The organism is Pseudomonas sp. FP198, from assembly GCF_030687895.1.
Classification (GTDB): Bacteria; Pseudomonadota; Gammaproteobacteria; order Pseudomonadales; family Pseudomonadaceae; genus Aquipseudomonas.
Genome location: NZ_CP117452.1, coordinates 5633330 through 5647748, shown reverse-complemented (window position 1 = coordinate 5647748; position 14419 = coordinate 5633330). Strand labels below are relative to the sequence as shown.

At 62.1% G+C, this 14419-nt stretch carries 10 protein-coding genes; 3 read left to right on the top strand and 7 right to left on the bottom strand.

Annotated features, from left to right (window positions below; translation table 11 throughout):
* Positions 1–48: 48 nt before the first annotated feature.
* Positions 49–1044, bottom strand: a complete 996-nt coding sequence (locus PSH78_RS25575) for a FecR domain-containing protein (RefSeq protein WP_305497609.1) — start codon at positions 1042–1044, stop codon at positions 49–51.
* Positions 1034–1534 (bottom strand): sigma-70 family RNA polymerase sigma factor, encoded by a 501-nt coding sequence (locus PSH78_RS25570; protein WP_305497608.1) that lies wholly within the window; start codon positions 1532–1534, stop codon positions 1034–1036. Before PSH78_RS25570 ends, PSH78_RS25575 begins: the two co-directional genes overlap by 11 nt.
* 261 nt (positions 1535–1795) lie before the next feature.
* On the opposite strand from PSH78_RS25570, the gene PSH78_RS25565 reads away from it, so the two are divergent.
* Positions 1796–3676 carry a methyl-accepting chemotaxis protein gene (locus PSH78_RS25565; protein ID WP_305497607.1) on the top strand — a complete coding sequence of 627 codons (1881 nt, stop codon included), beginning with the start codon at positions 1796–1798 and terminating at the stop codon, positions 3674–3676.
* Positions 3677–4429: 753 nt separating this feature from the next.
* Here PSH78_RS25565 and PSH78_RS25560 read toward each other — a convergent pair.
* From PSH78_RS25560 to PSH78_RS25540, 5 genes are all read right to left on the bottom strand, one after another.
* Complete coding sequence (locus PSH78_RS25560) at positions 4430–4894, bottom strand: SRPBCC family protein (RefSeq protein WP_305497606.1); 465 nt, start codon at positions 4892–4894, stop codon at positions 4430–4432.
* 31 nt (positions 4895–4925) lie between these two features.
* Complete coding sequence (locus PSH78_RS25555; protein ID WP_305497605.1) at positions 4926–8351, bottom strand: non-ribosomal peptide synthetase; 3426 nt, start codon at positions 8349–8351, stop codon at positions 4926–4928.
* A gap of 10 nt (positions 8352–8361) precedes the next feature.
* The gene (locus PSH78_RS25550) at positions 8362–9294 is read right to left on the bottom strand and encodes a diiron oxygenase (RefSeq protein ID WP_305497604.1); all 933 of its coding nucleotides are present in this window, start codon (positions 9292–9294) and stop codon (positions 8362–8364) included.
* Positions 9291–10067, bottom strand: a complete 777-nt coding sequence (locus tag PSH78_RS25545) for a DUF3050 domain-containing protein (RefSeq protein ID WP_305497603.1) — start codon at positions 10065–10067, stop codon at positions 9291–9293. Before PSH78_RS25545 ends, PSH78_RS25550 begins: the two co-directional genes overlap by 4 nt.
* Positions 10068–10755: 688 nt before the next feature.
* Positions 10756–11436: a GntR family transcriptional regulator gene (locus PSH78_RS25540; RefSeq protein ID WP_305497602.1), complete on the bottom strand. Its 681-nt coding sequence runs from the start codon at positions 11434–11436 to the stop codon at positions 10756–10758.
* 232 nt (positions 11437–11668) lie between these two features.
* Here PSH78_RS25540 and lapG point away from each other — a divergent pair, with 232 nt between their 5' ends.
* Entirely contained in the window at positions 11669–12331 is a 663-nt protein-coding gene (gene lapG / locus PSH78_RS25535; protein WP_370871031.1) for a cysteine protease LapG, read from the top strand.
* Positions 12332–12345: 14 nt separating this feature from the next.
* The gene (gene lapD, locus PSH78_RS25530; protein ID WP_305497600.1) at positions 12346–14292 is read left to right on the top strand and encodes a cyclic di-GMP receptor LapD; all 1947 of its coding nucleotides are present in this window, start codon (positions 12346–12348) and stop codon (positions 14290–14292) included.
* Positions 14293–14419: the final 127 nt, after the last annotated feature.

Here is a 14419-nt window from a genome sequence, read left to right as displayed (position 1 = left end):
GTTGCTTACTGTCCTAGCCGGACGCCCGCGCAAAACCCGCCAAAAAAATCAGGCCGTACGCTCTACCGTGATCCACCAGCGGGTTCGGTAGTGTATTTGCACGGGGAGCGTGTGCGGCAGGACGGCCAGCAGCTTGTCGGTGTCTGCCAGACGGAAGACGCCTGACAAGCGCAAATCGGCGATCGAGGCGGCGCATTTCAGGTAGCCCCGACGGTAACGTCCCACTTCGTTGAGGAAGTCTTCCAGGCGCATGTTGCGCGTGACGATCAAGCCGTCCGCCCAGGCGCCGGCGTCCATGTCCAGGGGTGGCGCGAGCGTCGCGGTGGATGCGCTGATCAGATAGCTCTGTCCGGCTTCCACCTGGATCGGGGCGCCGTCGCTGCCGACATGCGAGCGGATGGCGACGTGTCCGCTGGTGACACTCAGGCGCGTGCAATCGTTGTCCTGGCGCACGACGAAGCGGCCCTCCAGCCCCTCGAACAAGCCGTGTCGGCTTTTTACCAGTAATGGGCGTTCGGGATCGCGGCCGCAGGTGAGCATGATTTCGCCGCGCGTCAACGTGATCAGGCGTCGCGAAGCCGTGTAGTCAAGGTCGGCCGCGCTGTTGGTATTGAGCTCCAGTCGCGTGCCGTCTGGCAGTTGGAAGCCACGTCGTTCGCCGGTGGCGGTCGCAAAATCGGCGCTCCACGGCTGCCAGCCCGGGTCCTTGCCCAGCCAGGCGGCGCAGCCCATCACCGCCACGCCTGACAACAGCTTCAGGGCCTGGCGCCGGCCGAGGCGCTGGGCGCTGGTCTCCAGGGTATCGAGGGCAGTCCGGGCGCCAGGTACCGCCCGCAGGCTGGAAGTCAGTTCGCTGTGCAGCGATTGCACCCGTTGCCAAGCCAGTTCGTGGTCATGGTGAGCGATGCGCCAGGCCTCGCACTGTTGGCGCAGCGCCGGGTTGGCGGTATGGTTGCGCAGGCGCAGCAACCAATGGATCGCTTGCTTGACCACCTGCTGTGATGGGCCCCGGCCCGAAGGCTGCTCCATCGGTTCAATCTTCATAGCGCAGCACATAGCAGTGGTACAACGCGTCGGCAACGTAGCGTTCTACCGAGCGCAGGGAAATGCCCATCTGTTCGGCAATCTGCTTGTAGGTGAGACCTTCGCACTGGGCCAGCAGGAACGCCTTGCGCACTTTGGGCTTGAGGCCTTCGAGCATCCGGGCGATGGCCTCCAGCAGCTCCAGGATCAATGCCTGGGCTTCGGCGCCGGGCGTTTGCGCTTCCGGCAGGTGCGCGATGGTCTCAAGGTAGGCGCGTTCGATTTCCTCTCGACGCCAATGGTCGATCACCAGGCCTTGGGCGATGGTGCGCAGAAAGGCGCGTGGCGCCTTGAGTTCCAGGCGTTCGGTGCGTTGCAGCAGGCGCACGAAGGTGTCCTGGGCCAGGTCCGCCGCATCCGCGGCATTGCCCAAGCGGTTGCGCAGCCATGTGTGGAGCCAGCCGTGATGGCTGCTGTAGAGCGCCTGTACTGCAAACTGGGGGGATGACATGAACGCGACGGCCTGGAGTCACAAATGATAATAGGTCGCATTGTCATCAGCGCGGGTCAATTTTGCAACCACCATTCATTCGCCTGCGGACGTCATGGGATGCTGACCAAGCCGTTCCGTCGGACAATCGAACAGCGGCCTAATTTTTTGTAGGCATTGGCCGACAGAGTGATATAGGTGCACCAAAATGGAGCGGATCCAATATCGCGCCCACCGGTTACATGGCAGTTGCACTCCACTTCCTGCATAAGAAGCCCACCCATGAATCTCAAGTTCAGTCACAAAATCCTCCTGGCCGCCTCTGGTGTGGTGGTCCTGGCTTTTGCCCTGTTCACGCTCTACAACGATTACCTGCAGCGCAACACCATCGGTCGAAGCCTGGAGTCGTCCATCGAGCAATCCGGCGACCTGACAGCCAGCAGCGTCCAGAACTGGATGAGTGGCCGTGTGCTGGTGTTGGAGAACCTGGCGCAGAACATCGCACACCAGGGCGCCGGGGCCGATTTGCCGGGGCTCGTCGACCAGCCGGCCTTGACCTCGAATTTCCAGTTCACCTATGTCGGCCAGAACACCGGCGTTTTCACTCAGCGGCCTGACGCCAAGATGCCCGACGGCTATGACCCGCGTCAGCGCCCTTGGTACAAGCAGGCGGTCGCGGCCGATAAAACCATGCTGACGCCGCCTTACATGGCGGCCGTTGGCGGTCTGGTGGTGACTATCGCCCTGCCGGTCAAGCACAACGGTGAGCTGCTCGGCGTGGTGGGTGGCGACCTGAGCCTGGAAACACTGGTGAAAATCATCAATTCCGTGGATTTCGGTGGCATCGGCCATGCATTTCTGGTCAGCGGCGACGGTCAGGTGATCGTCAGCCCGGACAAAGACCATGTGATGAAGAATCTCAAGGACATCTACCCGGGCACCCCGGTGCGCATCGGCAAAGGTATCCAGGAAGTCGAGCTGAACGGGGAGGATCGCATCCTTTCGTTTACCCCGGTGGCAGGCTTGCCGAACGCCGAGTGGTATATCGGCCTGTCGATCGACAAAGCCAAGGCCTACGCGCCGCTGAGCCATTTCCGTACGTCTGCGTTGATTGCGATGTTCGTCGCGGTGGCGGCGATTGCGTTGCTGCTGAGCCTGCTGATCCAGGTCTTGATGCGTCCGTTGACCACCATGGGCCGCGCCATGCAGGACATTGCCCAGGGCGAAGGCGACCTGACCCGCCGCCTCGTCGTGCAGGGCAAGGATGAGTTCGCTGTGCTGGGTGGCTCGTTCAACCAGTTCGTGGAGCGCATCCATGCATCGATAGCCGAAGTGTCTTCGGCTACGCGGCAGGTGCACGATTTGTCGCAACGGGTGATGACATCGTCCAACGCCTCGCTTGTCGGTTCGGATGAGCAGAGCGCCCGCACCAACAGCGTGGCCGCCGCGATCAATCAGCTGGGCGCCGCGACCCAGGAAATCGCGCGCAATGCCGCCGATGCTTCGCAACAGGCCAGCGGCGCCAGCGAGCAAGCCGACGACGGGCGCCAGGTGGTGGAAAAAACCATCCAGGCGATGACCGAGCTGTCGCAGAAGATCAGCCTGTCGTGCACCCAGATCGAAACCCTGAACGCCAGCACCGACAACATCGGGCACATCCTCGATGTGATCAAGGGCATCTCCCAGCAAACCAACCTGCTGGCCTTGAACGCCGCCATCGAAGCGGCCCGTGCCGGTGAAGCCGGGCGTGGCTTTGCGGTGGTGGCCGATGAGGTGCGCAACCTGGCGCACCGCACGCAGGAGTCGGCCGAGGAGATCCACAAGATGATCACTTCGTTGCAGGTCGGTTCTCGTGAAGCGGTGACCACCATGAACGCCAGCCAGGCTTCCAGCGAAGAGAGCGTGGAGGTGGCCAACCAGGCCGGCCTGCGCCTGGTCAGCGTGACCCAGCGCATTGGTGAAATTGATGGCATGAACCAGTCGGTGGCCGCCGCGACCGAAGAACAGACCGCCGTGGTGGAAACCCTCAACATGGACGTCAGCCACATCAACCTGCTGAACCAGCAGAGCGTCGCCAACCTCAACGAAACGCTGAAGGATTGCGATGCCTTGTCCCAACAGGCCAATCGGTTGAAGCAACTGGTGGACAGCTTCAAGATCTGATCCAGCCGAACCAGCGCCATCGCGAGCAGGCTAAGCACGGTTTTCCATGGGATTCCTTGTGGCGAGGGAGCTTGCTCCCGCTGGCCTGCGAAGCGGGCCCTGGCATTTCTCCAGGCGGACCGCATCAGCCGGTTTGGCGACTGCTGCGCAGCCGAGCGGGAGCAAGCTCCCTCGCCACGGGGTTTGGGTTGCCCATGAGGGTTCGGGGTGTATGGGCTGACGCCTTCGCGAGCAGGCTAAGCACGGATTTCCATGGGATTCCTTGTGGCGAGGGAGCTTGCTCCCGCTGGCCTGCGAAGCGGGCCCTGGCATTTCTCCAGGCGGACCGCGTCAGCCGGTTTGGCGACTGCTGCGCAGCCGAGCGGGAGCAAGCTCCCTCGCCACGGGGTTTGGGTTGCCCATGAGGGTTCGGGGTGTATGGGCTGACGCCTTCGCGAGCAGGCTCGCTCCCACCAGGGGATTGATGGTGGTTGCGGATTTTGCGTCCACCCAAGGCCCATGTGGGAGCGAGCCTGCTCGCGATGGCTAAGCACGGTTTTGCACGGGATTCCTTGTGGCGAGGGAGCTTGCTCCCGCTGGCCTGCGAAGCGGGCCCTGGCATTTCTCCAGGCGGACCGCATCAGCCGGTTTGGCGACTGCTGCGCAGCCGAGCGGGAGCAAGCTCCCTCGCCACGGGGTTTGGGTTGCCCATGAGGGTTTGGGGTGTATGGGCTGACGCTTTCGCGAGCAGGCTCGCTCCCACAGGGATGGTGGTCAGGTGAACATCTTCACCACATTCTCCATCGCTTCATCGGCGAACCCTTGCAGGAAATCCCTGAAGCCCGACGGGGCATGGGCGTCGGTGTGGTCGGCAATGATGGTCCAGGTGGCGCGGCAGCGGTTTTCCGTCAGGGGCTCCACGCGCATGGCCGCCCAGAGGTTGTCGATGCCCAGGGTGTTGTAAATCAGCGTCCAGGTCATGTGCATGGCCTGGTCGTCACGGCTGTTGAGCTGTTCCACCACCAGGTTCTGTCCGTCGACGAAGAATTTCTTGCGCAGGGATCTCACCCCTTCGCCGGTCATTTCGATGCGCTCAAGCGCGGGGATAAAGCGGTTGAACCCGCCAAAATCGCCGACCACTTCCCAGACTCGCGCCGCGTCGGCGGACACTTGCACCGAGGTTTCAACGTGGCAGGCTTGAGGATTCTTGATCAGTGTGTCGGGTTGAAATGTCGTCATGGTCTTGCTCCTTGCTTTGGGGTGGGATGGTTCAGATGAAATCAATGGCCTTGAGGTAGTCCGCGCCACGACGTAGCAGGGCCGGGGATTTTTCCGGGTAGCGCGCACCCATCTGCCGCACGCCGGACCGGGCGTTGTCATGGCGGATCAGCGAGATGTCGCCGATGTCCTCCTCGAAGCCGTTCAGATAGAAACCCAGCACGCCGAACAACGCGTTGTCGGCATCGACCCGCGCCAATTGCCGTTGCCAGTCGGCGACGCTCACCAGGGAAAACGCCCGGCCGCTGTCACGGAACGACGCCACGTAGGCGTCCCAGCTCAGCGGTTCGGGGTTGTGCAGGTTGAACACGGCCTGGTTCGGTTGGTAGCGGCTGGCGTGGAAGGCGATGAAACGGGCCAGGAAGTCCACCGGCATCAGGTCGAAGTTGAGCGACAGGGCCGGCACCTGGCCAAGCTGGATCGAGCCCTTGAGCATCAGCATCAACCGGTTCTTGTGGGGTTGGCAGACCCCCGTCTGGCTGTTGAAGCTGATGTTGCCTGGACGGAACAGATTCACCCGCACGCCAAGGTCACGGGCCCGCTGCAGGATCCGCTCGCCGACCCATTTGGACAGGTTGTAGCCGTTCTTGATGTAGATCGGCGGTGTCTGCGCCGCGGGTTGCTCCAACACCTGGCCATCGGCGTCCAGGGCACTGGAAGCCGAAAGCGTCGAGACGAAGTTGAAGATTTTCTTGCGCCGACCTTCGCACAGGCGCAGGCATTCGAAGATCGGCTCTACGTTGTCCCGCGCCAGGGACTCGTAGTCGAGCACGTGGTTGACGTGGGCCGCGTTGTGCACCAGCGCGCCGAAGGTGCTGTCGATGCGCTGGTAAACGTCGTCCGGCAGGCCCAGTTGCGGTTGAGTAATGTCGGCGGCGTAGACGCTGACGCGACTCAGGTCCAGGTGCTCCAGGCGATTGTCCCGCAGGGCCTGGGCGAACCGTTCGGCCGCGCTTTGCCCGCCGGACTCACGCACCAGGCACGCAACCTCGGTGGCGCCCCACGCCAGCAACGCCTCGACGATGTGCACGCCGAGGAAGCTGTTGGCACCGGTCACCAACACTTTGTGTACGTCACCGCTCTGGCTGATGGGCAGTGGATCAAGGTTGAGCTCCGCCTCGGCGTCAATGAAAGCCTGCGGGCTCAGCGTTGACGTACCGCTCTGTTCGGAGTCGTCGAGCAGCTTCGCCAGGGTGATCAGCGTCGGCGCTTCGATGAAGCGATTGATCGACAGGCTACGGCCGAACGACTGGCGGATGCTCAGCAGCAATTGCGACAACAGAATCGAATGCCCCCCGAGGTTGAAGAAGCTCTCGTCGGTGGCGATGTCCTCGGCCGGCAGTTCCAGCAGCTCGGCCCAAAGCGCTTGCAGCTGGTTTTCCAAGGCGTTCTGCGGCTGGCGTCCCTGGCCTCCGGCCTGGACCGGCCCCGTCGAGGCAAGCAACGCGCGGCGATCAACCTTGCCATTGCTGGTGTAAGGCAGGCTGGGCAGCTCGATGTAGGCCGTCGGGTGCATGTAGCTGGGCAACCTGTCCTGCACATGTTCGCGCAATGCCTGAAGAGCCGCGCCGGGAAGTTCTTGCACAGGGTTCACCAGGAACGCCAGGATCCGCCGTCGTTCATCCACCCCCACCGCCACCTGACGAAACAACTGGCTGTCGCGCAAGCAATGTTCGATCTCCTCGGGCTCGACCCGAAAGCCACGGATCTTCACCTGGTTATCGCGACGTCCACACAGCTCGATCCCAGCGTCCGTCCACTGGCCGATATCACCGGTGCGATAGGCCCGCAGCGTCTGCCCGGTGGGCAGCGTCAGGTTGAGGTAGCGCTCGGCGGTCAGCCCCGGGGCGTTCAGGTATCCCAGGCCGACGCCCGGCCCGGCGATGTAAAGCTCACCGGGCGTGCCGTCGGGCACCGGTTGCCGTTGCTCGTCCAGAATCAGCACTCGGCCATTGGCGATCGGGCTGCCAAGGTTGCGGTTGTTGTCGCCGCTGTCGAACTGCCGCGTGGTCGCCAGCACCGTGGTTTCGGTCGGGCCATAGATGTTGTGGAAGCGGCACTGTGGCGCCAGTTGCTCGATCACATACGGCTCGCAGACATCCCCTCCGGTGACCAGGTGTTCCAGCCCCAGCGGCGCGTCCAGCGGCAGTACGCTCAACAGTGCTGGTGGCAGGAAGGCGTGGCTGATGCGTTGTGCGCGAAGCAACGCGACCAGTTGCTGCGGGTCGCGGCGCTGGTCTTCGCTGGGCACGACCAACAATCCGCCCTGGATGAACGTCGGCAGGATGTCCAGCAGCGACGCGTCGAAGTTGATGGTGGAAAACTGCAGTGCGCGACTGTCGCGCTTCAACTCGACATGGTCGCAGTACCACGCGCAGAAATGGCTGAGGTTGCGCTGGCTGAGCAACACGCCTTTGGGCTGGCCGGTGGTACCGGAGGTGTAGATCGCCACGGCCGGCTCGTCGATGCCCGTCACGCGCCGGATTGTCGAGAGCGGGATGGCCGGTTTCGAAGAGGGCAGTCGATGGACGTCCAGCCTGGGTATTGCGCAGTCGTCCAGATCGCTTTGCAGGTCATGCAGCAGCAGATCGGCCCGGGCATTTTCCAGGATGAAGCGTCGCCGCTGCGCCGGGTGTTGCGGGTCCAGCGGCAGATACACCGCTCCGCATCCCAGGACCGCCAGGATCGCTGCATACAGCGGCGCGGATTTGGGCAGGCACACGCCGATCACCTTCGGGCGATCAGCCGCGCCCGGCAGGATTTCCAGCATCGATTGTTGCAACCTGAGCGTCAGGTCGCGCAAGGATCGGTAGTCGATGAGCTGACCGTCGACCCACAGGGCCGGTTGCGTCGGCTGATCAAGCATGCGTTGTTCGATTCTGTGCATCACCGGCACTTGGGCGGCGGCCAGGAGCCAGGGCACCGGGGCGCGGTTGAGGCGATGTTCGAAAGCCAGCGGCTCCAGCGCATCGAGGCCGTGCAGGGGCTCGTCTGCAACGGCGGTTTCCAGCATCGGCCAGGTGTCGAAGCGGGTCTCGTCCCGCGAGAGCTGGCTGACCAGCCGGGCGCCGTGCTCGACCACCGCCGCCACAGCGCAGAGGCGCAATGACTGACCGTTGCCCCGGCTTGGCGGGGCAATCACGGCCTCGGATAACAGGCGCTGTGCAGCGTCGCGGAAAACCACCACCGGTTGCGGCAATGCCTGGCCTGGCACCGCCTGGAGCGCCACGCGCACATCAAGTCGAAAGCGCGCCTGCGTGGCACACGGCAGCGTACCGTCATCGATCGACAGGTCGACCGCGCCGTGGCCGGTTGGCGATCGAGAATCCCTGACCGAGTGACCGTGAAGTTCAAGTTCCCGGGCCAGTTCGGCCATGGCCTGGCTGGTGCCGGATAGCGCAATTTCGAGGCGTTTCATCGAAAGCTCCTCATGGTGTCAGGTAGTCGGCCAGGGCTTCGCGCACGCATGGTGATGCGAGCATCGAGCTGGTGCGAAAAAAGCGTGTGATGTTGCCCACTAGCGGGTGAAAGTGATTGATCGGGTACGCCAACGCACTGGCGTCATCCCGCAGCGACTGACGTACCGATTCATCGACGGGCAGATGGGCGATCAGCTCGAAATCGAACTGTTGTTGCAGGTCGCTCGCCAGGTACTCGGCAATGAAGCCGGGCATCAGTTGCGCGATGGCTTGGCGGTCTTCTTCCGGTGCGGCGCGCCAGTAAATCTGCACCAGCCGTGTCCAGAAACCGGAGTGTCGGCCCTCATCCTGCAAGTGGTCCGCCATCAAGCCCTTGATCGAGGCCTTGACCGAGTCATCCCGGGCAAAGGCCGCCACTTCGTTGGTCACCGTGTTCTCGGCAATGGCGATGCAGATCAGCTCCACGGCACTGAGCAAGCGCTCCGGTGCCCGCGCCAGCGTGGCCGGGACCGCGCGGCTGAGTTCGATCTGGTCGGGCAGCGGGATCGGCTCGATGCCGGTCATGTCGATGGTCTGTTGCATGAAGTCCATGGCCACCAGCGCGTGATAGTCCTCATCCACCACCACAGTCATCGCGTCGTAGCGACAGGCGAACGGAAACTCGATGCCGAAGCGGTTCTTGGCGATGCGCCGCGCGGTGTGGTCCACCAGCTCAGTCTCGAAAATCACCACGTCATTGATGAATTTGTAGAGGCTCTGCACCAGGACAAAATCGCGCAACTGCGGGCAGTGGCTGAGAAAGGTCTGGCTGTGCACAAGAGGCTGACGGCTCATGGGGAAGATCAGCTTGTCGTCATCCTCGACCCGGCGCCGTGGTCGGGTACGGATGGTGGCGCGGCTTTCCCAGGTGTCGGCGAAGGACTGGTATGAAATGGCGTTCATGGCGTCACCTGCGCAACGGGCAGGGCCATGCTCTGGCGCAAGCCATCCCACAACGCCGCGCGGCTATGGACGGCGGCGAGGGCGGCGGCAAGGACTTCGCGCTCGCGCTGCGGGTCGCCATCGATCAGCCGTGCGAGCAATTTTTCCGCAGCCGGGCCGTGGTCTTCGGAGTCCACTTCGATATGCCGTTGCAGGTAATAACGAAACGTCGGTGCCTGGTCCAGGCCGATGCCCCAGGCATCCAGCATGCGTTGGAACATCTGCGGGATGACGCTTTCGCGACCGTGCACGAACGCGGCAGCCACGCTGTGAGCCGGGGCGTGCAAGGCAGTGTGCAAAGTCTGGCGTACGAAGCGCGCTGCAGCCGGGTCTACCTCGACGCTGTCCAGCGCGGTCTCGGGGCTGACGCCTTCCTGTTGCAGGGCAATGAATTGCTCAATGGCCCGGGTATCCGCGCCGACCTCGCGCATGGCGTCGAGGTACAGCTCGAAATGGCTGCAATAGCCCGCTCCGGGACGGTCATCGGACTCTTCCCCCAAGACGATTTCATTGATCAGCCGTGCTGCGTGCGGGTCGGCCGGAGGCAGCCACGGCAACTGGATACAGGTCAGCTCGCGCTGCAGGCGCTTGGTCAGGGACATGAAATCCCATACGGCAAAAACATGACTTTCCATAAAGCGGCGCAACAGGTCGATTGATGTTATTTCAGAAAAAACCGGGTGTTCACCAAGTGCGAGTTTCTTCAGGAATAGTTGCTCTTTGGTTGGCTGCATTGGAACGTCCTCATCAATGATTTTTGTCCGGAAGTTGCTTCGCCAGTTTTTTCGGTGCGAGCGAGTGCGTGAACCGGAGTCCATGTTTTCTTGATACAGATGTTTTATCTTTGCTCAGGGCTGAAAGGCCTGTTGGAGGCCTTTCTGTCATGAGTTCTGGGATCGAAGGCAACTCGACGTAGAAAAAGTTAGTGCATGTAACAAAGGCTCTGCAAGTTATTTTTTATATATTTAAGTTGACGTATTTCTTGGGCGTGAAGAGGGCTGTTAAAACTTTTCATACAAGTTTTATTGGGTCGAAGTTGCTCCTTCCGATTTATAAGTATCAGAATCGAATGGTACGAGTGAATGCCTCACCCGGAGCACTTCAGAGAACGGGAATCAAGTAAGTGATGTTTTGTGGGCGGGAGACCGACCAGACTTGCGGGTCATCTCGCCGTTCGGACGACGCTCCTTGCGTGATGGCTTCGATTCGCCTGGGCCACAGCCAGGCGCTGACTTCTTCAGGTCTTTTTTGAATCGATAAACGCAAGAGTGAGCCCAAATGGATGGCAGTTCCATCGGACTGACGTCGCGATGGAACGCGGGCGCAGTCAGACCGCGCCGGGCAGGGCCATGGGGGGTCTGGGAAGGATGTGTAAGAAAGTGCTACGCCGGCCGCGTCGCCGGCGCAGAGATGGGGTTGCGCTTATTGGTTGAGGTATCGGCGCATGGTGACGGAGGCTTTTTCCAGGTGCTGCTCCAGCAAGGCGACCGCGCTGTCGACATCCTTCGCCACTGCGGCTGCGAGCATCGCGCGGTGGTCGTCCTGGGTCAGCGTGCCCAGGCCCATCGATGACATGTGAAAGCGCAGGAAACGCTCTTCCTCATTGAGCTCGTGCTCGACCAGGTCAAGCAGCTTGGCGTTGGGTGCCCTGTGGTAAAGCGACATATGAAACAGGCGGTTGAGCCTGGCGATCTCGGCGTAGTCGGTTTGCGCTTCGAGTTGCTCGATGTACTGGGCGGCCATCGCCAGGTCGTTATCGTTGAGCAGCGGAACGGACAGGCGCAGGGCGAAGCTTTCCAGGACCGAACGCAAGGCATAGGTCTCGATCGCATTGCTGGTGATCAGCGGAGCCACCACGGCGCCCTTGTGCTGTACCACGTTGAGCAATGACTGCGCCTCGAGTTGGCGTAATGCCTCGCGTACCGGCATGCGGCTGACGCCGAACAGATCGGCCAGTTCCTGTTGGCGTAGCGCGGTGCCACTGGGCAGGCGACCATCAAGAATGGCTTCACGCAGGGAGCTCTCGATGATGGCGCGGGCCTGGGAGGCGGGAATGGGGCCGTTGACCTGGATAGTGCTTAACGGGTTGGGCTTCTTTGTCACGACAACACCCTGACTGGTAGTAACGAAATTGGATCCAAGCCAACATTAGTTACAGATTGCCAAGCCGTCAAAGTCTCGCGGCGCCGGTTCCTGAACTAAAGTTTAGACTGCTTGCGGTGATTGCATCCTGCCATTGTCTTTTGCCCGGCCAGGCTTCACCATCCAACGAATTTTCCAACGGCCCTTTTCGGACGTATTCCCCTTGGCTGCACCTTTTCCTGTCCTCAGGTCCATGCGTTGGCTGTGTTCGGCATTGTTGCTGGCCGGCCTGCTGCTGGGCGGCCTGCGGGCCGATTGGGACTTTGCGCAGATCAGCCGCCGGGCGCAAGCGTTATATGGGCCTTTGGGCGAAGGGCAGCAACGGATCGACGCGTGGCAGCAACTGTTGGCGACCCAGAAGCAGATTCCGGAACTGGAACAACTCAAGGTAGTGAATCTGTTTTTCAACAAGCAGGTGCGCTACGTCGAAGACATCGACCTGTGGCGTGAGGTTGATTACTGGGAAACCCCTATCCAGGCCTTATGGAAGGGCGCAGGTGATTGCGAGGACTACGCCATCGCCAAATATTTCAGCCTGCGCCGGCTCGGGGTGTCCAGTGACAAACTGCGCATCACCTACGTCAAGGCCTTGCGGCAGAACCGGGCGCACATGGTGCTGACCTACTACGCCACGCCCGATGCCATGCCTTTGGTACTCGACAGCCTGATCGACGGTATCCAGCCGGCCAGCCAGCGAACCGATCTGCTGCCGGTCTACTCTTTCAATGCCGAAGGGCTGTGGCTGCCGGGCGCCAAGGGCAACAGGAAAGTGGGTGATACCAAGCGCCTGTCCCGCTGGCAGGATGTGTTGAAAAAAATGCAGGCCGAAGGTTTTCCGGTCGAGACGACTAACTAGGAGCGCGCGCTCAGATGTCCTTGTTCAAACAGCTGTTGATCGCTATCTGTCTGTTCCTGGTGGTTGCCTTCAGCGGCAGCTTCATGGTCAGCCTGGAAAGCTCGCGGACCCAGTACGTCAATCAATTGCGCTCGCATGCGCAGGATGCGGCCACGGCGCTGGCCTTGTCGCTGACGCCGAATATCGACGACCCGGCAATGGTCGAGCTGATGGTCAGCTCGATCTTCGACAGTGGCTACTACGCGAGCATCCGCGTGGTCGACGTGAAGAACGACAGCACCATCGTCGAACGCACCGGCATTCCGGACGCCGGCAACGTGCCGCAGTGGTTCATCAAGCTCATTGGCCTGGAGCCGGCCGGTGGCGATGCGCTCGTCAGTCGGGGCTGGGAGCAGGCGGCACGGGTCGAAGTGGTCAGCCACCCTATGTTCGCCCTCGCCAAGCTGTGGCAGAGCGCGCTGGGCAGCCTGGGCTGGCTGTTGCTGTGCGGCGCTGTGAGCGCGGTGTTGGGGGCCTTGTTGCTGCGCCGTCAGCTCAAGCCGCTGGATTACATGGTGCACCAGTCCCATGCCATCGCCCGCCGGGAGTTCCTCAGCTTGCCGGAGCTGCCGCGTACCCCTGAGCTGCGCCGGGTGGTGCAGGCGATGAACCAGATGGTCGAAAAGCTCAAGGCGCTGTTCCAGGAGCAGGCCGAGCGCAGCGAAAAGCTGCGGGTCGAGTCCTATCAGGACAACCTCACGGGCCTGGCCAACCGACGTTACTTCGAAATGCAGCTGCATGCCCGGGTGAGCAATCCCGAGCAGGCCAGTTCCGGTTATCTGCTGTTGTTGCGGGTCAGGGACCTGGCCGGGTTGAACCAGCGGCTGGGCGGGCAGCGCACCGACCAGTTGCTCAAGGCCGTGGGCGAGCAATTGCTGCGTGAATGCGCGCGTTATCCGGAAACCCATAACCTGGTGACGCGCATCCGCGGCGGAGAGTTCGCCGTGTTGGCGCCCGGGCTGGTGCGCGAGGAAGCCTTGCAACTGGCGCAGAATCTCGAAGGCGCGTTGGCGAGCCTGCACGCCACCGGCGCGACGGACGTGGCGTCGGTGGCCTCCATCGGGCTGGCGCCGTTCGTCCACGGCGACTCACCGCAAGCGGTGCTCCAGCTCGGCGACCAGGCGCTGGCCCAGGCCGAAACCCAGGGTGAACCGGGCTGGGCCTGCCTGGATCACAGCGCGTCGGCCAGCGTTGGCGATGATCACCATGCCTGGCACAACCTGCTTGACCAGGCGCTGAGCAACCAGCGTTTCGAGCTGTATTTCCAGCCGGTGGTGGCCGCTCAGGAAACCCAGGTGGTGCTGCATTACAAAGTGCTCTCGCGGCTGCTCGACGATCAGGGCCAGAGCATTCCCGCCGGGCGTTTCCTGCCATGGCTGGAGCGCTTCGGCTGGACTGCGCGCCTAGACCGCCTGATGCTCGAACAGGTGCTCAAGCAAATGGCCGGGCACGAGCAATCCCTGGCGCTCAACCTGTCCTCTGCCACGCTGGCCGACCCACAGGCGTTGAACAAGGTCTTTGAAATCCTGCGGGCTCACGGCAATCTCGGGCCGCGCCTGACCCTGGAGATCGGTGAGGAGCAATTACCTGAGCAAGCGGTGCTGGAGCAGTTGACCCGGCAGTTGCGCGAGCTTGGTTTCTCCCTGAGCCTGCAGCGTTTCGGCGGACGGTTCAGCATGATCGGCAATTTGTCGCGGCTGGGGCTGGCGTATCTGAAGATCGACGGCAGTTATATTCGCGCCATCGACCAGGAGAGCGACAAGCGCCTGTTCATCGAAGCCATCCAGCGCGCCGCCCACAGCATCGACCTGCCGCTGATTGCCGAGCGGGTTGAGACGGAAGGGGAACTGGCGATGATTCGCGAGATGGGGTTGTTTGGGGTGCAAGGGCAGTTGGTGGGCGAGCCTAAGCGTTGGGGGTGAGTGCTGCGTTGTCTGTCAGTGAGCCTTCGCGAGCAGGCTCGCTCCCACATGGTTTTTTGTTGGGCTGAAGTTTGAAATCTATCCCCATCCACTGTGAGAGCGAGCCTGCTCGCGATGGCGTCAGCCC